This window comes from Fusibacter tunisiensis, from assembly GCF_016908355.1.
In the GTDB taxonomy this organism is placed as follows: domain Bacteria; phylum Bacillota; class Clostridia; order Peptostreptococcales; family Acidaminobacteraceae; genus Fusibacter_D; species Fusibacter_D tunisiensis.
This window is the reverse complement of sequence record NZ_JAFBDT010000018.1, coordinates 11,601-36,636: the sequence shown is the minus strand read 5'-3', so window position 1 is coordinate 36,636 and position 25,036 is coordinate 11,601. Positions and strand designations below refer to the sequence as shown.

Below are 25,036 nucleotides of genomic sequence, written 5' to 3'. Positions count from 1 at the left end.
TTTTCAAACTTCATAAGTGTGTCAACAAATCATGTGCTTATTACTTGAAAAACCTTAAAAAAGTTCATCCTCAAACCATTGAAAGTGGTGAGAAATACAAACATAAACTCCATTATCTTTACCGTAAGTTCACTGTAGATTTTTTTACCATGCCTCTCGATTCATTGCCTAAATATGCTTCATCTCTCAAATTTCGAAAGCAAAATGCCTACGTTATGTCCTTGTGTTTGACACTTCATGTCAATCTTGGACTTTCTTTGAGGAAAACAGCACAGGCACTTGAAGACCTTTATGGTATCAATATTTCTCACACCATGGTAGCTAACTACTGCAAAACCGCTGCGGTCTTAATCAAACCCTTTGTTGAACATTATCAGTACGAAAAAGCCAGTACCTTTATTGCTGATGGCTACAGTGCTTATCCGCTTGCTGCTCAGCAATTTGCCTTAATGGATGAACCCCTTGTTTTTGATATCACACAGGTCATCGGTTTAGCCAACGACGATGCCATTTCAAAGGAATTTAGGCCTCACAAACAAGTTGTGGAGCGACTTAATCGCACTTTCAAAGAATCTTACCGATGCACATGTGGCTATGACAACTTTGACGGTGCCAACTACTCTGTTGCACTTTGGGTTGCTTATTATAACTTCCTTCGAAGGCATTCTAGCTTTGGCTACAAACCCCTAAATGCTCATGAGATGATAGATAATGCTCAAAACATGCCTGGAAAGTGGCAGATTCTCCTTTATCTAGGTCAGCAGACTGTTCTTGAGTTATCGCCAGTGTTTGGAATGCCCATGTAGCGCTCAGATGGAGGGTCAAGGGCGACGGACTTTGCTCTAACTTTCACTTTTTCAACATAAAAGATCTTATTTTTTTTATGTTGTTTTTTCATAGGTTACTTTACACTACCTCACTTGTAATCCCTTCTAGAAGTATTGTCATCATCCAGTCCAGTGCTTTTATGTAATCCATTCCAGATGTTCTGTCCAGTTCACCTTCTAAAAATCGCTCCATAGATGCTTCAATAATGGTTTTAAGCACCGGTATCGGAAGCTGCCGAATAACGCCTTCTCGCATTCCCTGCTCAATCAGTGCAATGGTCGGCTCCCATTCCGTTTCAATATGGTCTAAAATCTGCTTGTATAGTTTGGGATAACGCGCTTTGATACTCTCAAACTTCTTAAAATCAAGATCTGCGTATTTCTCAGGAATAATGACCACCACTTTCCTAATCTTTTCAAGCGTACTTAAATTCGGCTCTTCAATTATAAGGCGTTCACTTTCTTTAACACTTTCAAAACCGGTTGTAATCATGGCTTCGATTAGGGCTTCCTTACTTTCAAAACAGGTATAAATTGTTTTCTTACTAATATTTAGGAGACGACTCACTTCTTGAAGCGTGAACCTTGCACCACTTTCGTTGAATGCGACAATTGCTGCATCCACAATCCTTTCTTTTAATTCTAAAACACTATCATCCACAAACATCCCTCCTCAAAAAAATGGAAACCAGAAAACCAATCTCGGTTTCCTAGTTTCCATTATACTTGATTTTTTTATTAAAATAAAGACATATTTAACGCATCGCGTTCTTCGTCAGAATCTGCCTGTGCTATCCCCACTTGACGAATCTCTTCAATGCAAGCCAGAAATGCATCTACAACATCTGGATCAAAGTGTGTCCCCTTCCCTTCAATGATTATGCCCACTGTTTCATTTAAAGGAAATGGCGGTTTATAAACCCGACGGCTGGATAAACCGTCAAAAACATCTGCTACAGCAACAATTCTGGCAGATATTGGAATTTTTTCACCTGAAAGTCCTTGTGGGTAACCTGTTCCATCAAACTTTTCATGATGAGATTGAGCAATTTCTTTTGCCATGTTTAAAAAGGGGAGCTGAATCAAGTCATTTTCAACAGATTCTATTGCGGCTTTTCCATAGGTTGTATGGTTTTTCATGATCGCGTATTCAGCCTCTGTGAGTTTTCCATTTTTAAGCAAAATTGCATCTGGAATACCGACTTTTCCGATGTCGTGTAAGGGCGATGAATCCCCCAACAAGTCAATATAAGTTTCCGTAATGTAGTCTCTGTACTTTGGGTGTCTTTGGAGGGCTCTTGCAATGGTTTTAGAGTACTCCTTAATCCGCCTGATATGGGCACCCGTTTCATTGTCTCTGTATTCTGCAAGTGTTGCAAAGCTCATCATTGTGGCTTGTTGAATCAGATTAATTTCTTCGGTTCTTTCCCTTACTTTCCGCTCGAGTTTTGCATTCTGATTTTCAAGGGCCATCTGCGCCAGTCTAAGGGATAAATGCGTTTTAACTCGAGATAAAACTTCATCCATATTAAAAGGCTTAACAATGTAGTCCACAGCGCCCAAATTAAAAGCTCGCGTCTTATGGTCAATTTCTGAAAGCGCCGTAATAAATATAACGGATATTGAAGCTGTTTTGGGGTTTGCCTTAATCTGGCGCATCACCTCAAAACCATCTATCTCGGGCATCATAACATCCAAGAGAATCAGATCAAACACATATGTTTCAAGCATTCGCAGTGCAGAGCGTCCTTCAGTGGCAACTGCAACTTCATAATGGTCTCCTAAAATTTCAACCAGGATTTCAAGATTAACCCGCGTGTCATCTACAATTAATATGCTACAGTTTTCAAGGGGTTTCATGGTTTCACCTCAGTCGCTTTATGAACAGATGAATTAAATGGCCGGCTTTTTCAAAATCAAACTTTCGAATATAAGCCACCAACATTTGGTAAGCCATTTGATCCTTAACATCAGGGCATTTTTGTTCAATTTCAGCGAGCACTTCTTTGCAATGTTTTGGCCTTTGGGAAGCAACCGCTTCAGATAATTCTTCAAATCGACTCATAAGGCATGCGTCTAATTTTTCAGCAGCTTCAAACTCAAGCAAATCATCGTCAGACACGTCCTTTGTACTCGAAATTGTATCAATTGGAATTTGAACTTTAAAACAAGCCCCTGCACCTGGCGTCGATTGAATCTCTATGGTGCCTCCCATACGGTCGATAATTTCCTTTACAATCGTAAGGCCCAGGCCAGTTCCCCCAAATTTTCGAGCAGTGCCCGCATCGCCTTGGATAAATGGCTCAAATACACGCTTAATTTGATCTGCATCCATGCCAATGCCATCGTCCGTAATTTCCATCTTCAAGAGGCCATTTATGGGTTCAAAATCTACATGAAGTTGGATTGTACCTGCATCGGTAAATTTAATCGCGTTGTGGACTAAATTTAGTAAAATTTGTTTAATTCGACCCCCATCTGTATAAACACGCCCCGGCAATTTATCTTCAACAACTACTTTTAAAGTCACTGGGCGGTTGTAAATCAGCGGCGACATAAGGACCTCTACTTCTGAAAAAACATCCCTGAGTTTTACTTCAGTTTGATCTATAAAAAAAGTGCCGTGTTCAATTTTGGCATAATCCAAAATATCATTCAGTGTGGTTAATAAGGCTCTGGAAAATTTTTCAACAGCCACAACATATTCCCGCTGTATCTGTGTCAATTCCGTTTTTAAGAGTAAAGAAAGCATACCAATGATCCCATTAAGTGGGGTTCTGATTTCATGGCTCATATTTGCTAAAAAATTTGATTTTGCCATATTTGCAATTTCTGCTTCATTATAGGCAGAATGAAGCGCCTGTTCATGGTGTTTCCGCATATAAGCATTGCCCACTAAGGCAGATAACATGGCAAGCATGGCTTGTTCTTCATCAGACCATACTTTAATTTCCCGAACCATATCAAAACCCACAAAACCAAAACAGGTTTCGTCTGAACCGAATGGCACGGTTAAAAGCGTTTGAATGCCTTGCGCTTCAAGAACTTTTCGAACCTTGTCTTCTCGTGGCATTTCCAAAACATTGGGGATATAAATGCGCCTACCATTTTGATGGGCCTCTAACCAATGGGAAATTTCAGAAAAAGGAATATCTTGCAAGTTTTGAATTTCAGAGGCAATGCCATCGGCACACCACTCCAAAGTATTTGAAGTTGTTTGTGTTTCATAATTATACTCAAACAAATACGCACGGTCTACTTTTGAAAACGCCCCAACCCGGGACAAAAGCTCATAGAGTTCGTGGTCCATATTTTCCATCGATACAGTGATAAACTCAATCGCCATCTGAAGCATCAATTCTCTAAAAGAATGATAGTAAGCCATTTGCTGTTCGTAGGCAACGCGTTCACTAATATCTTGCACTATACTTTGGATATATAAAGGCGTTCCACTGGTATTACACACCAGATCAACTGCAATTTCCACAGGTATTTCATACCCCTCATGGTGTCTAAATTGCCGCCTATATCTCCCGACTTCCACGCCATTTTTAATATTTTCTAGTACTTCTCTACTTTTTCCCTGGTCAACGGATAAATCTTCATACGTTAAGTCTAGCATTTCATCTCGGGTATACCCAAACATATCACAGGCGCGTTGGTTCACTTTAATGTGTCTGCCATCAAGATCCAATAAAAAAACAGCGTCTTGGGTGCGCTCAAATAGCGCTTCAAATTGAATTTCATAATGAGAATGCTTCATTTTATCTCTCCATCTCGTTCATTTGTCATATATATGCTACTATATTATTACCAAATGATTGCCTTTACAAACACAAAAAAGACCTAGGCAAAAATTTATACCCAGGTCTCAAAATCAAGTTTATTCAGCCATTTCCAAAGCGATTTTCATCATATTGGTAAATGCGTTTTGTCTTTCCTCTGCTGTTGTTAATTCATGTGTTACAAGGTTGTCCGAAACGGTTAAGAGACAAGCTGCTTTCTTCCCAAGAACATTGGCATTGTGGAAAAGCGCAAAAGACTCCATCTCAACTGCAACACATCCATGTTGGTTATAGATGTCTTTGTATTCTTCAAAGTTTTCACGGTAAAAAACATCTGAAGAATGAATGCGTTCAACGTGCATTGGAATCTTGAGGTCTGAAGCAATTTGAAGCAACTGATCGTTCAAGGCTTTTGTCCCTTCAACAACCGCACTGTCATAACCGCTTTGAACTTTCGCATAGGAAGATTCGCTCCAAGCATCCTTTGCAAGAATCACATCATAGAGTTTCATATCAGCAGTATAACCGCCACAAGATCCGATTCTAATAATGTTCTCAACATCGTAAAATTTATACAATTCATACGAATAAATTCCAATACTTGGCATACCCATGCCGCTTGCCATAACAGATATTTTTCTGCCTTTATAAGTCCCAGTAAAGCCAAGTACATTTCTAACACTGTTAAACTGAACAACATCCTCTAAAAATGTATCTGCAATAAACTTAGCGCGTAGGGGATCTCCCGGCATCAATACTGTCTTCGCAATCATACTTTTGTCTGTTGCACCTATATGTGGTGTTGGTATCATAATTACCCTCCTTATTAATTCCATATGATATTACTTTACTTAATTTTCCTAAAAATTACATTGTGAATTCTCTACAAATCTATTATATCTTATTTGGGCTGTAATTCAAGCCACTTTGACAGAAGCAAATCCAACTCGTTTTGGTAGGTCTCTTTCTCAGCATTGAGTTTATTTAGGGCCTCATAATCACTGGCCTGTTTCATCATCTCTTCACCAATACGCTGAAGGTTTGCCTCACAAACTGCAATATCGGACTCTATGAGTTCAATTTTTACCCAATTGACTTTATTTGACGCTTTTCTGGTCTGATTTGGGGCAGATTTTTGCGAATCAGTTTCTTTAACATCCTTTTTTTGAGTTTCAGCCTCGACTGAAATTACCTTTTTTGTGGCTTTATAGGCATCGTAATCCCCTAAATACACTTTCAACTGCTGTGACTCAACTGCAACAATTTGTGCCTTAACCGCATTGATAAAATAGCGGTCATGAGATACAAAGAACAGGGTTCCTTTAAACGTCTCAAGCGCCTCCTCCATCGCTTCAATGGAATCAATATCCAAATGATTGGTGGGTTCATCTAAAATCAACACGTTGACTTCATCATACAAAAGCCTTGCGAGTTTTAGCCGCACTTTCTCGCCACCTGACAAATCCGAAACTGTTGTAAATACACGTTCTCCAAAAAACAAATACTGAGCCAGAGCTTTTCTAGCTTCACCTTCACTGATTGTAAGATCTTCCCTAAAATAGTCTAAAACGGTCTGCGAAGGGGTGTCAAACTCAATCTGCTGGGGAAGATAAGCGACTTTACTCGTTTCAGCGAGTTTTACCCGGCCCCCATCTGGCAAAATTTCACCTAGAATCAATTTTAAAAGCGTGGTCTTGCCACTGCCATTTGGCCCAATCAAAGCCATACGCTGACCATAGGCAACCAAAAGTTCAGCGCCCTTAAATATCATTTTCTCATCAAACGACTTGGTTAAGTCTTCAAGTCGAATCGTTTCACGACCCGTTCTGGAATTTGTGGACAAGTCAAGGCCCATCGCTTCTCTTTCAAGCTTTGGCTTTTGAACACGGTCCATTTTTTCTAACTTTTTTTGAATGCTGGCAGCCCGCCTAAAAAACTTATTATTGTCTGCCCGGATTGCCCAATCTCTTAGTTTCTTTACCTGATTTTCCATTTGCTTGATCTTCTTTTTTTGTTCTAGAAAATCTGCATACTGAATTCGAACTTGTTCTTCTTTTTGAGTCACATAAGCGGAATAATTGCCTTTAAACGCTTGCGCCTGTAAATTTTCAATTTCAATGACCTTTGTAACCACTTGGTCCAAGAAATAACGGTCATGGGAAACCACAATTAGTATTCCAGGATATGTCTTTAAATAGGCCTCTAGCCACTCAATTGCCTCTGTATCCAAGTGATTTGTGGGCTCATCAAGCAACAAAACATCTGGTTTATCGAGCAAAATTTTTCCCAAGACAACTCGCGTCTGTTCCCCCCCGCTAAGAGACTTAAACTCCCGCTTTAAAAAAGCATCATCAAATCCAAGTCCAACGCAGATTTTACGCATTTTTTCCTGGATGGCATACCCTTCCTTTGCTTCGTAAACAGCACTTTTCTCAGCATATTTTTTGAGGGCACTCTCCAAAGTTTCACCCTCTAAACTTGCCATTTGTTTTTCCAACTGTCGCATCGTTTGTTCAATTTCAAGAACCTCTGAAAAAGCATCTCTTAAAACAGCTTCAACATCATAATTTTCAGGGTAAGTAGGCGCTTGATCCAAATAAGCAATGGTGGCTTCTTTTGGTTTTTGAATCCATCCATAATCGTAGCCTTCACTCCACGACCCTATATAAACGTTAAGAGGCTCAATACCTGCAATCAATTTCAAAAGTGTGCTTTTACCACACCCATTTGGCCCCACGATGCCAACGCTTTCACCTGAAAAAATCTGCACATTCAATTCTTTGAACAGTAAATGTGTGCCCATATATTTCATAATGTGATTCATTGATAACTCAAACATACCCAACCCCCCCTAAACTAAAAACAGTGGCTTATCATAAGCCACTGTTCTCTCTATCTTCTAAAAGTATACGTAATTTTTAGACTACTGTAAAGTTTGCTTTTCAGGATGGGTAATGGCATACATAACCGGAACCAGAATCAAGGTTAAGAGAGTTGCATACAAAAGGCCTCCAATTGCAGTCACTGCCATTGGTTGCATCATTTCAGTTCCTGTACCAGTCCCAAGTGACGTTGTGGATAAGGCAAAAATGGTTGTTAATGCTGTCATTAAAATCGGCCTTAATCGGTCGGTTCCTGTGCGAATCAGGGCCTCATTAAGTGACAATCCCGATTCACGCATTTTATTGGCATAATCCACAAAGACAATCCCATTGTTTACAACAATTCCGGATAAAACGATCAGACCAACAAAAGCAACAATGCTAAGTGGCATACCAACTGCCATCAATCCGAAAAAGCCACCTGTAAAGGCGAGTGGAATGGTAAACATTACAATAAACGGCGACAAAAGAGACTGGAACTGTGCCACCATAATTAAATAAATGAAAACCACTGCAAGCGCCAACATTAGAAATAAATCTTCAAAGGAATCTTGAATCATTTCATTTTCTCCTGCCACTTTAAGTGAGTACCCAGAAGGCGCATTATAAGCTTCAACAATAGCTTCCACATCATCACTTACAAGACCAATATTATACCCTTCCTCAACCTGAGCGGTCACTGTAACGTAACGTTCTTGGTTGGTTCGATTTATACTTTTAAAGCCTTGCGCTTCTTCAAATGAAGCAATGTCGCTTAGTTTCACAAGATTGCCTTGTGGTGTTTCTATTGCCACTTCCAAAAGATCGTCACGGGATACTGTGGACTCTGAGTTTGTATCTTTGACATAAACACCTATTTCACCTGTTGTCCCTGTAAGAGTCGTTGCAGCCTCTTCATCGGAAAGCAAGTCGCTAACTGTCATAAATACCTGAGCTGTGGTAAGCCCATTTGCAATGCTTTTCTCTCCATCGACAATCAGTCTATATTCTGGTGCTGTCTCTTCAATACCACTAGACACCTCAACTGTTCCCTCGACGGCTTTAATTTTCTCTGCCAAGTCTGTGGCAATCCTTTCAAGTGTTTCAAATTCTCGTCCTGAAACCTCTATTGATATGCCTTCGCCGGTCAGTGCAGCCATGTTCATATCTGACCCGGCAACTGTAAGGTCATAAGCATCACTTTCACCAATCGCTTTTAATTCCAAAGCAACTTCGTCTGTGGTTTTGTCTCGAGACTCAGAAAGTGTAATGTAAAAATCTGCAGAAACGCCACTTTCACCTGACATTGCGCCCATTGCAAACATACCACCACCAATGGAAGCGCCGACACTTTCAACGGATTCTACTTCTAAAAATTTTTCAGTTAAGGCATCTGTAATTTCAATAAGTGCTTCTGTTTGACTTCCAGCAGGCAATGTTACACTTGCATTGATTTGACCGGCATCTGTAGCTGGAAACAATTCTGTCCCCATATTTAATGCCCCATAGAGACTCCCTGCAAACAAAACAATTACCAATAGTATCACAAGCGCCTTATGGGCTAAAGAAAATTTAAGCACATGTGTATAGCCCCTTTTCATCCGCTCGAAAAACGGATGGTCCTTCTTTACATCTCGATCCAAAACACGTGCCGCTATTGTCGGAACAAGGGTCAATGCAATAATTAAGCTTGCTATTAATGAGTAAGCAATGGTAAGACCCATGTCTGTGAAAATTTCCCGTGTAAAGCCTTCTACGAAAACAATTGGTAAAAAGACGGCTATGGTTGTAAGTGTTGACGCCATGATAGCACCTGAAACTTGTCTGGCACCATCAACAGCAGCTTCTTTTGCAGGTTTTCCTTCGTGCCGCATGCGGTAAATGTTCTCAATAACCACAATAGAGTTGTCTACCAGCATGCCGACACCAAGTGCCAAACCACCCATAGAAATAATATTTAAAGTTACGTCACTAAAATACATCAGTACAAACGCTGCCACAAGGCTGATTGGAATCGCAACACCAACAATTAAGGTTGGCTTTAAATCCCTTAAAAAAATCAAAAGGATTAAAATTGCAAGACCGCCCCCGTAAATTAAATTCATAAGGAGTGAATCCACAACAATGTCAATATATTCCCCTTGGTCCATAAGTGAAACCACTTCAAGTTCAGGGTACCTCTCAGTTAGGGCAGTCATTTTTTCTGAAATGCCTTTAGACACTTCAGAAGTCACATATTCTGTCTGCTTTTGAAACGTCAGCGTAACGGAATCCGTTCCATTAACTTTGGAATAAATCTCCTCTGCATTGTTGATATACACCACATCCGCAACATCTTCTAGGGTAACCGGCGCCATCCCTTCAACGGGCAAAACCATAACGGTCAAGTTTTTAAGTGCATTCAAGTCTTCTAGCTTTTCCCCTGTACGGACCAAATACGCCGTATCCGCTTCCGTGACATAGCCTGTTGGCATGCTGAAGTTTTGACCTTTTAAAATCCCAGCGACCATGTCGCGTGTCAACTTGATTTCAGGCGCTGCATTATCTGAAGTCTGATCCATGCTTTGTGCTTGATACGCGGCCACCTGTTCAGGCGTCATGTTGGCCATCTGTTCTTGCATCTGACGTTCAAGTTCAGTGTTTAGCATCTCATTAAGAGATTCTATTTTTGAGTCGCTTAAAATAACATGAATCTGATTGTCTGTAAGACCAGATGCAGAAACTGAAGCCACACCTTCTACACTTTCAAATTCAGGTATAATTGTAGATGCTAGGAACTCAGAAGAATCCGATATGTCTTCGCCTTTAACAGCTATTGAAGCTACTCTTACCGGCATCATATCTGGATTTATTTTCATAATCATAGAATTGCCAACTGAATCTGGCATATACCCTGAAATCATGTCCAGACTTTCCCGCATCTCAATTACAGCAGAGTCCATGTTTGTGCTTTCTGTAAATTCAAGAATTACAAGGGACATGTGCTCCTGCGAGATAGACTGTATGTTTTTAATATTGCTAATGGAAGCCATACTCTGTTCAACAGGCTTTGTAACCATCAGTTCCACTTCTTCAGGACTTGCACCTGGATATTGGGTCACAATGACAGAATAGGGTAGGTTAATGCTTGGCAAAAGATCCGTTTTGATATTGATAAATGAAACCACACCCAGTATCATAATCAAAATCACCGCCACAAATACGGTATATGGTTTTCTAACACTATAATTCGATAACATGTCATTCTCCTTCTAGTTAAACTTTCTATTAAATATGTTCGATGCCTTTTATAGTCAGGGCCATCAATTTTTTTCGTTCCAGTTCACAAGCGTCTATAGATAATTGGTACTGACACCTGCGTATGCTCAATCGATGAATCATATCGTAAATTAAATCTGCTGCAAAGTCCAAATCATCAATCGATAGTTCCCCGCGCACCTTGCCGTTTAAAAGAATTCCTTTGAGCAAATCCACAACCTTATGCCGATTTTTCAGGATCAATTGAATCACAGCTTTGCTTTTCCCTTCCATAGAAGCAGCTGTATGCAGCATATGACCTGTCGCTTTAAAGTTTTCTGAAATAATCTCTGAATGAACCGCCATAAAAGCATCCATTTGGTCCAAAAACGCGTCTTTACTTAAGGTTACTTTTTCAATTCTTTCAAGATAGGTCTGAATGTTGTACGTCACAACTTCTAAAAACAAATCATCTTTACTCCTGAAATACTCGTAAACCGTCCCCTTGCCAACGCCAGCTTCTTCGGCAATTTCACTGATACTGGCCAGATGAAAGCCCTTTTGATTAAACAGGGTAGATGCTGCCTTCAATATAATATGCCGTTTATTTTTAGGCCTTGCCATAAGCCCCCCTTTCTCTTTTAGATGAACAAACATAATTATAACTGACCGAACGGTCAGTCACAAGTCTAAACACGTCATGATTTCGTAAACGATTTGTGAACACAAAAAACGCCTGTCTTTATTCAGGCGTTTTAGCAAACTCAAATTAACTTCTTGGCTTCATAAGTGGGAAAAAGACACACTCACGAATTGGTCGGTCCATCATAACGGAGAACAACCTTTCAGAAACACCAAACCCAAAGGCCGGTGGCATTCCATAACGTAAGGCTTCAATAAAAGATTCATCGTGTTCATGGGCTTCTGTATCCCCAGCTTCACTCATGCTGCGTTGTTCTTTAAATCGCTCTTCAAGATCAAGCGGGTTGTTAAGCTCCGTATACCCATTACCCATTTCAGAACCCGCAAGTACAATTTGCATTTGGGCGACTTTACGATCGTCAGATGGCAATCGCTTAGGAAGTGGATTTAATTGAACCGGTTGTCCAACAAGGAATCCAGGACCTGCTAAATCTTTTCGAACTGTTTTCCAAAGCACATCCACCAGTCTCCAAAAACCAACATTTGGATCATGCTCGATTCCTTTTTCATCCAGATAAGCCATAATAGCCTCTTTGCTTGTGTCAAACACATTAATGCCTGTCTTTTCAGCAACAATGGTCTCAAAATCATAAATTTCCCAGTCACGGTCCATGTCAATATCAAACCCACGTGTGGAGAATTTTGATGAGCCCATAACTGCTTTTGTCACGCGACGGTACATGTCTTTACAAAATTCCATACCCATTTCAAAGTCAGCGTATGCCCAGTAAAATTCCATTTGTGTATAGTCCTGAAGGTGTTCATTGCTCATGCCTTCATTCCTAAACTGTCTGCCAATTTCAAATGTTTTATCATATCCTGCAACAAGCAATTTTTTCTGCCACAATTCACCCATTGAAATTCTCAAGAACACATCGATATCAAGTGCATTGTGATGGGTCTTAAAAGGCGTTGCCGCCGCGCCACCTGATGATGTTTCAAGCACAGGTGTCTCAACTTCGAGAAAATCATGTTCAATTAAAAAGTTTCGAATGCTTGCCCAGAATTTTTGCTTTTTAAGAAAAATTTCTTTGACGTCTCGGTCCATAATGATGTCTAAATATCTTTTTCTGAGTTTCATTTCTTCATCAGAAATGCCGTGAAACTTCTCTGGCAAAGGCTTAAGTGCTTTTGTAAGATGAATGTACTGGCTTGCTTTTACACTGATTTCACCTGTATTGGTTTTAAATACAGTCCCGATGATTCCAACGATATCACCAATATCACACAGGTCAAAAACTTTATAATCTTTTTCACTCATGCTGTCTTGTCTAAGGTAAATTTGGATTTGGCTGTCTCTGTCTTGGATATGCATAAACCCAGCCTTCCCTTTTGTTCGGCGCGTCATAATTCGTCCTGCAACCGCTACCTCTACAGCCATTTCTGCCAATTCTTCCTTCGTGTAACTCTCATATGTGTCTAAAATACTCTGTGAATAATGTGTTACATCAAATTTTCCACCAAAGGGATCAACACCAAGTGCCTTCAGCTCATCCAATTTTCCAATTCTTATACGTTCCTGCTCAGTCATTATTTTTGTCGCATGCCTTGCATGCTGCCTCCTTTTCCATATGATTTGGTTAGACTTTATTACAATAAAAAAGCCCCTTGCATTCCTGCAAGGAGCGTATAGACGCGGTACCATCCTAATTTATAACTCAATACGGGTTAACGGTCGTTAGCCGGCTCTAAAGCAACTCATGAGTCTTTATCCATATCTGAACCTGCATATTCCCACCATCCATATGCTCTCTAAAAAAGTTCTCCTGATACTTCATCCCTCAATCACAGTTATTATAAAAAATCTACCACAAACCCATACAGAATGCAAGGAAAAATTCCATTACTTAACATTTATCAATAATCGTGCTAAAATTGGGTAGTTATAAACTATAGAATTTACTATCACTCTCTAAAAATCAACCTTAGAAAAAGGAGCAAAATCATTTATGACCAAATTTCAAACGTTCTTAATTCTTTTAATTCTAGGCATACTCTTTGCTTCCCCAACATATGCTGACGATTTATTCCAATTTGATGAGGGTTTTGACCAAAGTGCTCTAGACCTATATGAGCGCTCGCTTCAATTGGCTGAAAGATATCCAAACCTAATCGCCTTTGAGCCTTTAGGCATGTCCACTGATCAAAGGCCAATTTACGTTCTTAGAGTCTCCGAGAACATCAATTCACATAACAGGTATGCCTATACTGACAAGATGCACATTATGATTTCTGCAGGCCTTCACGCCAGAGAAACCTATAATCCGTTTGTCACCTTAAGACTTATTGAAGATTATGCCAAGGATTATTATGCTGAAGACACGCTAAATTTTGTAAACATGAAAGACATCTTATCCAAAACAGTGATACACGTTATCCCACTTTCAAATCCCGATGGGTTTGACATCGTTAAATTTGGACCAGATGCAATTAAAGACAAGTCACTAAAAAGCTTTTTCGAAAAAGAAGTCCGCGGCGACTACACGCGTTTAAAAGCAAATGTGAACGGGGTAGACCTCAATCGGAATTTTGAAAATTACACCCTTAACCGAGACACCATGACTTTTAAAACTGATGAAGGCATCAAAGACAGATATGCTATTGTAAGGAAAAATCCTGCACTTGATTTTTACGGAGGCCCTTATCCTGGGTCTGAAATTGAAACTCAAATTCTACAAGACTACTATTTGTCTTATGATTTTAGAGTTTATTTGAGTTATCACAGCATGGGGCGTGTTATTTATCGTGGGTCCACCCACTATAGCCAGAGTATTGCTAAATTAACCTTAGACTATAGAGATTTAGCATGTGAAATTACCCACTATAAAATTCCTTTTGAAACAAACCAATCCGCTTGGGGGTATGAAAGTGGTTTTGTTCTTTACAACACCAACAAACCCTTAATTACTATAGAAACAACACCAACAGTAGAATTCCCTACCCCTTCGAAATACTATAAATCAGAGTACAACCGTTTCAAACTCAATGAACTTCCCATTGCATTCATTGAAAAAGCCCATCAGATTGGTTACTTTGATTACAAACTGTATAAAGATGGCGTGTATGTCAGAGACTTTGTTGATTTGGATTATGCAAAAGCCATTGCAACCCAGATAGGGGGCGAAATTTTAATCTATGAAGGCCCACCAAGATACGATCAAGCCTTAAGGTCTGATGTATCCAATATCATCAATTCGTACAGAAGTATTTTTAAAATTAATTCTTTTTTTATTAAATAAGGGGGGTATCACATGCAACTAAAACGTGTTTTACTTTTACTCATAACTGTTTACGTGCTCTCAGGGAATTCCTTTGCACTGACAAAAAATCCCGAATCTGATTTAAAATGTTCGCCATGGGCTTATGACACCCTTCAAATTCTTTTTGATGAAAACCTGATTTCAAAGGATTGGCAATTAATTGATTTTACTCAGCCAATTACCCGTTTAGAGTTTGTTGACTTTTTCATTCCAATTGTGGAAGATTCCAAGGGGTTACAATTGTCCTATGAAGATGGGCGTATTTTTGATGATTTGCCTGCAGGGGCACAGATTAATGTGCATAAGGCATATGGACTCGGAATTATCACAGGCGTTTCACCAACGCAATTTGAGCCGTATTCAAGTCTCACTAGAGAGCAAATAGCTGTGATTTCTGTCAAAGCACTTAACGCCATCGATGAACTGACACTTTCTTACCGCAATCATACTTTCAATGACACATCTGAAATATCTCAGTGGGCTAAAGGCTATGTTGTTCTCGCCGTAAACAATCGTTTGATGGATGGCATCGGTGCAAATTTGTTTGCGCCTCAAGATGTTCTCACAAAGGAAGAAGCCCTCATACTTGGCTATCGTTTTTTAAAAAATCATCAAGATGAACTTTATGAGGAGATTGCCAAAAATGAAAAAGCCTTCCTCGGAAAGCATTTGGAACAAGTCCTTGTACTTTCTGAAGATATTAACAAGATGATATTTGGAGACCTATTAAGACTTCGAAATTACACAGTTGATGACGTGGAAAACGTATACGGCCCAATTCACCATGAAGGTTTTGATTTTGAAACAGATAACCGTCTACTGCTCTATCCACAACGCCAATTTTTATTGGTTGTAAAAGATAAGGCCATAAAGGGGTTTTCAATTAATTGCACAGAGGATAACGATTTCTTTAAAGGTAGAATTGGCACTTATAAGACGACTTATTCTATTGAAGAAATGGCAGCTTTTGAGGGTACCTTTTCTAAAGATACAGAGTCCGGTCTAATTATTTTCACTTTCAATGTCGGTAAAGATCAAGTAGAATTCATATGGGATACAAATGAAATTTTTAAAGGCATTGCTTATTTTTTCGGGTAGTTCATTAATTTTTAGGCAGGTAATTTATGTACACATACAAACAACTTAAAATTCTTCATAAAATTGTGGAAGCAGGCGGATTCTCCAAAGCGGCTTCTGAACTCTATTTAACCCAGCCAGCTGTCAGTTGGCAAATTAAATCCATGGAAGAAGCCATAGGTCTCCCACTGATTGAGCGCTACGAAAGTGGCCTAAAACTCACTGCAGTAGGTGAAATTGTCATGCGGCATGCGGATATTATTATTCAGCAATTTTCTAACCTCAACACTGAAATTGAACAATTCAAGTGTCATCATAATACGAGTTTGATTTTAGCAGCCAGTTCTATACCGGGTGAGTTTATCCTCCCTTATATATTGAATGAGTTTAAATTAGACCATCCAGATGTCGTTGCAAAACTCATAATTGTGGATTCCCACCAAGTAACTGAACATGTTCTAACTGGAAAATCCTGCTTTGGAATCTCCGGTTACATAGCAGACCATCCTTTGCTTGACGCTATTCCTTGGAAAAACGAACACCTAAAATTGGTTGTATCTGAAAAACATTCCCGAAAGATATTTGATCCAAAACAAGAAACTTTAATCATCAGAGAAATTGGATCTGGGACTCGAAATACAACTGAAGATTTTCTAAAGACAATTGGGTATTCAGTGTCAGACTTTAAGGAAGTTATAGAATTTGGGAGTAGCAGGGCTTGTTTAAGTGCAATTGAATCTGGTATGGGTCTTGGTTGGCTTTCAGAATATGCCATACAGGATGCCTTGCAACTAAGCAAGATAAGGGAAATGGATACAAAATACGCTATCAAACGTTCCCTTTATATAATAACCCATAAACATCGTAAGCTCAGTAAAATAGCCCAGCATTTGATTGAAAACCTTGTAACGGACTTATAACCTAAAAAAAGGCTTGCAACAAAAACGTTGCAAGCCTTTTCTTTATTCATTATCGTATTTCCGAATCATTTCGCTGCCTTTAATTTCATAAATCTGTTCAATTTCATCATCCACAAGTTCAAGTACATCCGTGTCATACTCGATTTTAGCGCAAACACCACAGTTTGAACTTAATCGCCTTGGAACCGGCATAAGATCGCATAAAATACCGCGTTTTTCCATTTTTCTCTGAAATTGAATTGCACCTGAATGGGTAAAGAAAAGAACATAATAGGCACTCATTACTTGTTTCCTTTTAATATTAACAATTCGCCTTCTTGGTCTACAGACACCGAATAGCCTGAGTGGGATAAAAACCGCTTTACATTTTCTTTGGCTGTCTCGTTATCCACTATAACCTCTACACCTGAGCCCCCACTTGAAATGGCTTTCTTCGTTACAAGAACCGGTTGAGGACATGAAAGTCCTCTAGCATCCACTTTTATCATCTTGTCCTCCTTAATAAACCAGAGTTAGAAACAGATATTGCAAGTAAAAATACAAAACCAATTATCACAGCAATTTGACCATTTGTTGTTGCACCTGCAGGACTTGCTGCAAGGCCAAAGTTGTGTGCCATTGCTGCACCAACAACCATCCCCATTACGGTAACGGCTGAGTCCGTATTGCCTTCTCCAGAAAGAATCAATTGACGCATTGGACAGCCTCCGAGTAAAACAGAACCCCATCCAGCTAAAGCCATTCCCAAGAAATTCCACAGACCATCTGTATGTGCCACAGGCTGGGCCTCAAAACCAATATTAAAATATCCCATTACAAGATTTCCAATTAAAGCAAATACAAAGATTGACAAAAATCCTGATAATAAGTGTGAATCTTTAAAGAGAATCATATCTCTAATGCCACCCACCATACACAGTCTGGTTTTTTGAGCCAAAACACCCACTATAAGTCCCGCTGCAAGTGCAATCCAAATAGGTGCATGCATAGAACCTGGGCCTTCTGCGCTGAAAAATAAGAATCCTGCATTTACAACAAGCGCGATAAAAAGAAGCACTGAAACAACAGGCAGCAAATACCCCTCAATTTTGGGCATCTTATAATTTCTTTGTAACGTAAAGCCTTTATTTAAAAAGACCACACCCAAGCCTATACCGCCTACATAACCTGCAATTCCTAAAAGTGCATTTAAGTCTCCACCTGCCAAACGAAGAACCATTCTCAGTGGGCAGCCTAAAAACATCAGTGCGCCAATCATCACAAGAATGCCAAGCACAAATCTGGTAAATGCAGAAGACCCTCCTGTAGGTTTAAATTCTTTGTTCTTAAATGCCAGCAAAAAAGCGCCTAATATGAGTCCAATAATCTCAGGGCGTATATACTGAACAACGCCTGCTCTGTGCATGCCAACACCACCTGCGATATCCCGCAGGAAACACGCAATACAAAAACCCATATTGGCAGGATTTCCAAAGTAAACAAGTGCAACAGACAATATACCAACAATTGCACCTGCTAAAATAATACCTCTTTTCTCTTTCATATACCCCTCCACTTGTGTCATTAATATATAATTCGTTACAATTATAACAAGTGTGGTCCTAGAAATTAAATCAAATCTGCTTATGACTATCGACATTCCATAAGATAAATTTATAGGCATTGAAACAAAACCTATTACAACATACTATATAAATGAAAGTTACTAAAAAAAGGAGGTTTTTATGAAGTCTATTTATCTGGATCATGCCGCAACTGCCTTTCCTAAAGCACCGGGCGTTGTGGATGCGATAAGCGATTACTTACTCAATAATGGCGCCAGCGTTGGGAGAGGCCTATCTGAAAAAGCGTTCTCGGCTGAACACATTGTTTTCGATACAAGAGAACGCCTTTCAACCCTTTTCAATTTTCCACATCCAAATCATGTGATCTTCACAAAAAATATCACAGAGAGCTTAAATGTTTTAATTAAGGGCCTCTTAACTCAAGGAGACCATGTTATTGTCTCTTCTATGGAACATAATGCTGTGATGCGTCCCTTAAATGCCCTTGCCGCCTCCAATATAAGTTTCTCAAAGGCATCATGTTCCAATGAAGGCACATTGGATTTTGAGTCTTTAAAAACCCATCTAAAACCTGAAACAAAAGCCGTGATTATGACTCACGCTTCAAATGTTTGTGGCTCCATACAAGATTTGAAACAAGTCGGTGAATTTTGCAAAGAAAACAAGCTCATATTTATTGTGGATGCTGCTCAAACAGCTGGATTTACCTCTGTTGATTTTCAAGCCTTAAATGCACATGCAATTGCTTTTACAGGTCATAAAAGTCTACTGGGACCACAAGGAATCGGTGGTTTTCTTATAGATAAAGCTTTGGCAAGTCAGATGAGAACTTTTATTGAGGGCGGTACAGGAAGTTTATCCGACCAAGAGATTCAGCCTGAATACATGCCTGATAAGTTTGAAGCAGGAACCCCTAATCTGCCCGGTATTTTCGGCCTCAACGCGGCTTTGAAATATATAGAAGAAACTTCTATAGAGTCTATACGGTCTCATGAATTGGCATTAACGGGCCGATTTTTGGAAGGCTTAAGTACTCTGCCTACCGTGAAAATTATCGGAAAGCAGGATCTCGTAAACCGAACAGGGGTTGTTTCCATAGATTTACCAAAACACGACAACGCAGAAATCTCATACAGGCTGTATAAAGAATATGGTATTGCAACTCGATGCGGCATGCATTGCGCCCCTTCTGCCCATGAAACGTTAGGTACTTTTCCGCAAGGAACAGTTCGTTTCAGCTTTTCACATTTTAATACAATTAAGGACGTTGATGCGGCGATAAAGGCTCTTCAAAAATTACTAAGACCATAATAGTCTGCTATGCTTTACTGTAAATAAAAAAGTCTTAGCCTAGGAGGCACATATGAATCAAAAAGATGTTTGGGATGAACTCCGAACACTATCAAAAGGAAAGACAATTGATGCGCTTATCCCCCCTTTTATTTATGTGATTTTGAATGGTTTTTTTTCCATACAAATTGGATTTGCTGGGGCCATACTGACAGCAACCCTAATTGGCATCTACAGGTTTAAAAATAAAACAACTTTAAAATACGCCTTTTTAGGTCTCTTAGGCGTTATTTTTGCTGCCAGTCTTGCTCTGCTCTCTAAAAATGCTTCAAATTTTTACTTGCCAAAACTCTTAACCAGTATAGGTCTTTCTATAACCGCACTTGTGAGTTTAATTGTGAAAAAACCAATGGCTGCCTGGTTAAGTCACCTTTCAAGAGGGTGGGAATTTAACTGGTATTTTAGAAATGACATCCAACCAGCCTATAGTGAAGTTACTTTTATTTGGTTCCTCCTTTTCACTCTACGTGGTTCTTTACAATATGTATTGCTGATCAGAGAAGACCTCACAGGCCTGTTTATCATAAACACCCTTCTAGGAACCCCCTTAACCGTTGCCGTTTTAATGATTAGCTATGTGTACGGGATATGGCGACTCAAAAAATTAAAAGGTCCCAGCATCGATGAATTTCGAGCAGGGACCCCTAAACCTTGGGTGGGTCAAACCAAAGGATTTTAATTTTTTTCTTAAAGACTACCCAGTATAAGGGATATAATTATATATACAATCCCCATGATTATCATAAAAAAACCCACTGACTTCAGATCAAATTGCCTATTTTGTGCCTTCCTATGCAATAAAAAGTCATTATAAGAACTTAATTCCTTGCCAGCTTTTGATGGCTTCGTGAAAATTTTTTTAAACAAGTAGGCCGAACTGTTAAACAGTCCGTCTGCCCCTGTGATTATAATCAACCCAGGTATGAAGACTCCGAATCCCACTAGGAATACAACGTTTGAAACATAAAGCAAATTCATTTCAAAGTCATAGATTACAAATAGGAGAAAAATCATCATTAAGATTGATATGCCTATTGCTGTCAGCGTGCCTTTTCTATACATTCTGTCCCAATATCTTTCTGTATTTTTTCATTTCCGCTTCATTGGCAAGCACAAAGTGGCCCGGCTCAATTTCCTGGAACTTTTGAGGGTCTGCAACATAATCCACAGTTGTATCTGGCTTGTACCTTACCCTTTTTCTACGTCTTTCATAGTTTGGATCAGGGAGAGGTACTGCGGAAAGGAGTGAACGTGTATACGGGTGAAGTGGGTTTGCAAACAACTTGTCCGCAGGTGCGAGTTCAACCATATTTCCAAAATACATAACGCCAACTCGATCACTGATGTACTTGATAACCGATAAATCATGGGCTACAAAGAGTATTGAAATGCCCAGTTTGTGCCTTAACTCGTTAAGCAGATTGATAACCTGTGCCTGTATTGAAACATCAAGTGCACTAATCGGTTCATCGGCTATGAGAAACTCCGGATTAATGATCAAAGCTCTTGCAATACCAATTCTCTGTCTTTGGCCACCACTAAATTCATGTGGATACCGGTTTGAGTGTTCAGGCACAAGCCCAACGGTCTCAAGAACATCATTAACTTTACGAATGATTTCCTCTTCTTTTTTGACGCCTGCAATCCGAAGGCCTTCTGCAATGATTTCCTTTACAGTCATCCGTGGATCTAGTGATGCAATTGGGTCTTGAAAAATCATTTGCATTTTATTCATGACTTCAGTATTTCGCTTCTTATTTAACTGCTTTTTTCTTGCAATCTCTTTTCTGGATTTTCTAATCAGCTCTGAGGCCTGACGTTTCTTTTCAGGATCGCTTTCTGTTTTGAGGATTTTTTTGGCCTCTCGAATGGCTTCATGGTCTGACTCATAGCCAGCAGAAACCTCTTGGCCTAAAAATTCAACAGACCCATCCGTTGGTTCATATAAGCGAATAATGGTTCGACCTAGTGTGGTTTTTCCACACCCAGACTCGCCAACAAGTCCAAATATTTCACCTCTAAACACATCAAAGCTTACACCATCCACGGCCTTGACCACCAATTTATTGGCCCCAACACCAGATTTGAAGTGGGTTTTTACGTTCTTTACACGTAGAATCGGTTCAGCTGAAGCTGCCTCGTTAAGTGTCGGATTATTCATAGTCAAGCGCCACCTCATTTCTTATTAATTCTTCTGTCAACACCTTCATACGCTCAATCCGCTCCTGAAGTTCCACCGGTTTTTCAATTGGTGGTGCATCCTTATGCAAATGCCAAGCGGCAGCATAGTGGGTATCAGAAATTTTAAAGAGTGGCGGCTGTTCTTCCATGTCAATTTTCATAGCGTACTGACTGCGAAGTGCAAACGCATCTCCTTTAGGTGGAAATCGCATATCAGGAGGTGTTCCAGGAATATTAATCAGTGCCTCATGTGATGAAAGGTCCGGCATTGATCCGAGGAGCGCCCAAGTATATGGATGCTGTGGATTATAGAAAATTTCATCATTTGTGCCAATCTCCTGAATTTTACCAGCATACATAACTGCAATTCGATCTGCAATATTCGCCACAACACCTAAGTCATGTGTAATGAAGATTACAGTCAAACTACGCTCTTCTTTAATTTTCTTAATCAATTCAAGAATCTGAGACTGAATGGTAACGTCTAGTGCTGTGGTTGGCTCATCACAAATCAAAATATCTGGATTGGAGGTGAGCACAATTGCAATTACAATTCTCTGTCTCATACCACCGGAAAACTGAAACGGATATTGCTTAAATCTTCTTTCAGGATCCGGTATACCAACCTCTTCCATTACTTTAAGGGCCTTTTCTTTAGCCTCCATCTTTGTAACGCGTTTTACCCGTCTAAAGGCCTCCTTTTTAGCTTCAATTTCAGCCTTAAGAGCCTCTTTGTCCAGATTATGTGGATTCTTTTTAAGGGCATCCATCTCAATTTTATGGGCTGCTTTTTGCTTTTCATATTCAGCCATTACAATTTTTGTTGCTTTTTTCTTGGCAGCCACCATGATCTTTTTAGCTTCAGGAAGCCGCTTTTTAAGGTCTTTCAATTTTTGCTTAGACTCAGGATCTTTAGCTTTCTTTTCTTTTAAGATCCGGATATCTCTTTCAATTTCATAATAAGCAATGCGTTCTTTATTGTATAATTTTGCAATTTTATTTTTTAAATGGTGTCCATTGAGCAATAACCCTTCCGTAATTTGTTTACCAATACGCATGATTGGATTCAAACTCGACAATGGGTCTTGATAAATCATGCCGATTTTACTGCCTCTAATTTCATGGTATTGCTCTTCTGTGATTTTAAGAAGGTCCTCCCCTTCATAGACAATTTTGCCAGAGTCAACAATACCATTTCCAGCCAAAATTCCCATTATGGTTCGGTTCATTACAGATTTTCCAGACCCGGATTCACCTACGATTGCAAGCGTTTCACCTTCGTAAAGATCAAAGCTTATGTCTCTAACTGCCTGTACGTTGCCGGAAACGGTTCTAAATGAAATGCTTAAGTTTTCTACTGTCAATTTTTTATTCATTTTATTCAACCCCTCTCAATGATGGGTTAAATGCATCCCGCAATGCATTACCAAACATATTAAATGTAATCATAAGGATTGATACAATAAGGGCTGGGAAGATAACCAAATGCGGATAGTTCAGAAGGAAGTTACGCCCATCTGATAATAAGACCCCTATTGATACACCTGAAAAAGTCAATCCAAAGAAGTTAAACGACTGTCCGTGTCCAATACCATATCCAAGAAAAGATAGGGCAGATTCAGTAAAAATGACACCTGGAATCGAAAGAATACTTGCAGTGATAATTGTACCAATACCATTGGGCAGGATATGTCTAAAAATCAAACGTCCATCCTTGGCACCCATGGTTTTTGAAGCAAGTACATATTCCCTGCCTTTATACCTATAAAACTGCATACGGGTTACACCGGCAGTTCCAATCCAACCATTAATAATTAAAGTCAGTATCAATGTCTTAATGCCTGGGTCAAATAAAACAACCATAATGGAAAGCACTACAAGCCATGGTATACGGCCCATAATCTCTGAGAATCGCTCCATCAAAATGTCTACAACGCCGCCATAGAAACCTGAAATCGCACCATAGACAACACCAACAGAAACGTTAATGGCCGTTACAATTAGACCAATTAACAAGGAAGTTCTAAGTCCAACCCAAACAAGTGAAAACAAATCACGGCCTGCTGATGTGGTCCCAAAAAGAAAGTATGGAAGATTTTCATATCCAAGATATGTTTTGTAATCTAACATGACTTCATAAGAAGAATATTCTTTTCCATCTACCTTAACGGTATCGTTTTTACGAATTACTTCTCGAATTGGAAATCCTTCTTCAAAAAACCAACCTTCTGGATTATCCGGATTTGGGATTTTTTTCACATTCCCACCGGCTTCTTCAATTAATTGATCGTATTCAGCAGAAGAAAAGGCAATTTCTCGCGTTAAGTCAAAAGCTGCAAGATACTTGTTGTATTCAAAAGTTGCAACAATCATTTCAGCATTTTGGCGCTGGTATGAGCCTTTGCCATCAACAATTTTATACTCCGAAAGACTAAAACCTTGATTTTCAAAGACTGGCGTTTCACTGCCACTTTCTAAAACTGAAATGCTTGAAATGGCAACTGAAGATCGTCCTGCATCAGCTGTATATCTCAACCTAAGTGTTGAAACCACATCCGCATACAAGTCTGGGTTTAAGTCAAATACATTAATGGCATGCTTCCCAGGTTCTTCAATTGTTGCCAACACTTTGTACTCGCCACCGAAGTCTGTCTGAAGCATTACTTCAAGTTTTCCGTTTGAAGCGGTGTCCATTTCATAAACATCAAGCTCTAAAATACCATTATTGGCTTTTGAAAGGGTAAAAAACTCTGTAGATTGAATGGTCATCGTATTTGAATCGTAATCCAATACCATCAAGGCTTGGCCATTCAAAACTGATGGTGATTTTTCGTTGCTTGGTATTGTAGAATTTGTTAATGTCCCTTCAATAATTGCCTTTTGATTATAGCCCATTGGATAATAAAGTCCTGTTGCTTCATCATAGGTGTTTAGATCAACCGGCATTTCTTCATGAGATACAATCCCGTCAAAAATTCCAAATTTCTCAAGCACTGGCACACGGGGTGGTAAAAATGCAATTTTTTCGTCAATCCTATTGTATTCCTTGCCAGAAATAAACGGCATAATAATGGATGAAACGATTAAAATCAATAATATAATTGACGCTGTCAAGTTCGTTCTATTTTTTCTAAACCGAATCCAAACGTCTTCAAAATACCCTATCGGGCGGCCTTCTAATTCTTGATCGTATAGTTTTTCATCTTTTTGAACAAATTCAAATTGGTCTGCGGAGATATTTTTTTGTTTTAAGTCATCATTCTTCTGCATG

21 protein-coding genes are annotated in these 25,036 nt (G+C 39.4%); 6 read left to right on the top strand and 15 right to left on the bottom strand.

Annotated features, from left to right (window positions below):
* Nucleotides 1–44 precede the first annotated feature (44 nt).
* Nucleotides 45–806, top strand: coding sequence for an integrase core domain-containing protein (locus JOC49_RS13560; protein ID WP_207754717.1), 762 nt, complete (start codon nucleotides 45–47; stop codon nucleotides 804–806).
* Between the two features lie 100 nt (nucleotides 807–906).
* On the opposite strand, the gene JOC49_RS09890 is transcribed toward JOC49_RS13560, so the two are convergent.
* The 8 genes from JOC49_RS09890 to lysS form a co-directional block, all read right to left on the bottom strand.
* Nucleotides 907–1,488, bottom strand: a complete 582-nt coding sequence (locus JOC49_RS09890; RefSeq protein WP_204664868.1) for a TetR family transcriptional regulator — start codon at nucleotides 1,486–1,488, stop codon at nucleotides 907–909.
* 77 nt (nucleotides 1,489–1,565) lie between these two features.
* Nucleotides 1,566–2,687 (bottom strand): HD domain-containing phosphohydrolase, encoded by a 1,122-nt coding sequence (locus tag JOC49_RS09885; protein WP_204664867.1) that lies wholly within the window; start codon nucleotides 2,685–2,687, stop codon nucleotides 1,566–1,568.
* A gap of 4 nt (nucleotides 2,688–2,691) precedes the next feature.
* Nucleotides 2,692–4,590 carry a PAS domain-containing sensor histidine kinase gene (locus JOC49_RS09880; RefSeq protein WP_204664865.1) on the bottom strand — a complete coding sequence of 633 codons (1,899 nt, stop codon included), beginning with the start codon at nucleotides 4,588–4,590 and terminating at the stop codon, nucleotides 2,692–2,694.
* A 120-nt stretch (nucleotides 4,591–4,710) separates the two neighbouring features.
* Nucleotides 4,711–5,424: a purine-nucleoside phosphorylase gene (gene deoD / locus JOC49_RS09875; RefSeq protein WP_204664863.1), complete on the bottom strand. Its 714-nt coding sequence runs from the start codon at nucleotides 5,422–5,424 to the stop codon at nucleotides 4,711–4,713.
* Nucleotides 5,425–5,513: 89 nt separating this feature from the next.
* Nucleotides 5,514–7,451, bottom strand: coding sequence for a ribosomal protection-like ABC-F family protein (gene abc-f / locus JOC49_RS09870; RefSeq protein ID WP_204664861.1), 1,938 nt, complete (start codon nucleotides 7,449–7,451; stop codon nucleotides 5,514–5,516).
* Between the two features lie 84 nt (nucleotides 7,452–7,535).
* Complete coding sequence (locus tag JOC49_RS09865; RefSeq protein WP_204664859.1) at nucleotides 7,536–10,712, bottom strand: efflux RND transporter permease subunit; 3,177 nt, start codon at nucleotides 10,710–10,712, stop codon at nucleotides 7,536–7,538.
* Nucleotides 10,713–10,740: 28 nt separating this feature from the next.
* The gene (locus JOC49_RS09860) at nucleotides 10,741–11,334 is read right to left on the bottom strand and encodes a TetR/AcrR family transcriptional regulator (protein ID WP_204664857.1); all 594 of its coding nucleotides are present in this window, start codon (nucleotides 11,332–11,334) and stop codon (nucleotides 10,741–10,743) included.
* A gap of 145 nt (nucleotides 11,335–11,479) precedes the next feature.
* The gene (lysS, locus tag JOC49_RS09855) at nucleotides 11,480–12,943 is read right to left on the bottom strand and encodes a lysine--tRNA ligase (RefSeq protein WP_204664854.1); all 1,464 of its coding nucleotides are present in this window, start codon (nucleotides 12,941–12,943) and stop codon (nucleotides 11,480–11,482) included.
* 418 nt (nucleotides 12,944–13,361) lie between these two features.
* On the opposite strand from lysS, the gene JOC49_RS09850 reads away from it, so the two are divergent.
* Genes JOC49_RS09850 through JOC49_RS09840 form a run of 3 tightly spaced genes read left to right on the top strand, consistent with a single transcriptional unit; the run spans nucleotide 13,362 to nucleotide 16,669 of the window.
* A complete protein-coding gene (locus tag JOC49_RS09850; RefSeq protein ID WP_204664852.1) occupies nucleotides 13,362–14,651 on the top strand; it encodes a M14 family zinc carboxypeptidase in 1,290 nt (429 codons plus the stop codon).
* 12 nt (nucleotides 14,652–14,663) lie between these two features.
* Nucleotides 14,664–15,770, top strand: a complete 1,107-nt coding sequence (locus JOC49_RS09845) for an S-layer homology domain-containing protein (RefSeq protein ID WP_204664849.1) — start codon at nucleotides 14,664–14,666, stop codon at nucleotides 15,768–15,770.
* A gap of 26 nt (nucleotides 15,771–15,796) precedes the next feature.
* Complete coding sequence (locus JOC49_RS09840; RefSeq protein WP_204664847.1) at nucleotides 15,797–16,669, top strand: LysR family transcriptional regulator; 873 nt, start codon at nucleotides 15,797–15,799, stop codon at nucleotides 16,667–16,669.
* 42 nt (nucleotides 16,670–16,711) lie between these two features.
* On the opposite strand, the gene JOC49_RS09835 is transcribed toward JOC49_RS09840, so the two are convergent.
* From JOC49_RS09835 to yedE, 3 genes are read right to left on the bottom strand one after another with little or no spacing between them, the layout of a single operon-like run.
* Entirely contained in the window at nucleotides 16,712–16,951 is a 240-nt protein-coding gene (locus JOC49_RS09835; RefSeq protein ID WP_204664845.1) for a DUF3343 domain-containing protein, read from the bottom strand.
* Nucleotides 16,951–17,157 (bottom strand): sulfurtransferase TusA family protein, encoded by a 207-nt coding sequence (locus tag JOC49_RS09830; RefSeq protein WP_204664843.1) that lies wholly within the window; start codon nucleotides 17,155–17,157, stop codon nucleotides 16,951–16,953. The genes JOC49_RS09835 and JOC49_RS09830 overlap by 1 nt, the downstream gene beginning before the upstream one ends.
* Entirely contained in the window at nucleotides 17,154–18,212 is a 1,059-nt protein-coding gene (gene yedE, locus JOC49_RS09825; protein WP_204664841.1) for a YedE family putative selenium transporter, read from the bottom strand. Before yedE ends, JOC49_RS09830 begins: the two co-directional genes overlap by 4 nt.
* Before the next feature lie 181 nt (nucleotides 18,213–18,393).
* Here yedE and JOC49_RS09820 point away from each other — a divergent pair, with 181 nt between their 5' ends.
* Both JOC49_RS09820 and JOC49_RS09815 read left to right on the top strand, forming a co-directional pair.
* Nucleotides 18,394–19,545, top strand: coding sequence for an aminotransferase class V-fold PLP-dependent enzyme (locus JOC49_RS09820; RefSeq protein WP_204664838.1), 1,152 nt, complete (start codon nucleotides 18,394–18,396; stop codon nucleotides 19,543–19,545).
* A 52-nt stretch (nucleotides 19,546–19,597) separates the two neighbouring features.
* The gene (locus JOC49_RS09815) at nucleotides 19,598–20,263 is read left to right on the top strand and encodes a DUF3159 domain-containing protein (RefSeq protein WP_204664837.1); all 666 of its coding nucleotides are present in this window, start codon (nucleotides 19,598–19,600) and stop codon (nucleotides 20,261–20,263) included.
* An 8-nt stretch (nucleotides 20,264–20,271) separates the two neighbouring features.
* Here the strand turns inward: JOC49_RS09815 and JOC49_RS09810 are convergent, their stop codons facing one another.
* The 4 genes from JOC49_RS09810 to JOC49_RS09795 are packed head-to-tail and all read right to left on the bottom strand — an operon-like array spanning nucleotide 20,272 to nucleotide 25,035.
* Nucleotides 20,272–20,646, bottom strand: a complete 375-nt coding sequence (locus JOC49_RS09810; protein ID WP_204664835.1) for a DUF3899 domain-containing protein — start codon at nucleotides 20,644–20,646, stop codon at nucleotides 20,272–20,274.
* Complete coding sequence (locus JOC49_RS09805; RefSeq protein ID WP_204664833.1) at nucleotides 20,639–21,745, bottom strand: ABC transporter ATP-binding protein; 1,107 nt, start codon at nucleotides 21,743–21,745, stop codon at nucleotides 20,639–20,641. The genes JOC49_RS09810 and JOC49_RS09805 overlap by 8 nt, the downstream gene beginning before the upstream one ends.
* Complete coding sequence (locus JOC49_RS09800) at nucleotides 21,738–23,141, bottom strand: ABC transporter ATP-binding protein (protein ID WP_204664831.1); 1,404 nt, start codon at nucleotides 23,139–23,141, stop codon at nucleotides 21,738–21,740. The genes JOC49_RS09805 and JOC49_RS09800 overlap by 8 nt, the downstream gene beginning before the upstream one ends.
* 1 nt (nucleotide 23,142) lies before the next feature.
* Entirely contained in the window at nucleotides 23,143–25,035 is a 1,893-nt protein-coding gene (locus JOC49_RS09795) for an ABC transporter permease (protein ID WP_204664829.1), read from the bottom strand.
* Between the last annotated feature and the right edge of the window lies 1 nt (nucleotide 25,036).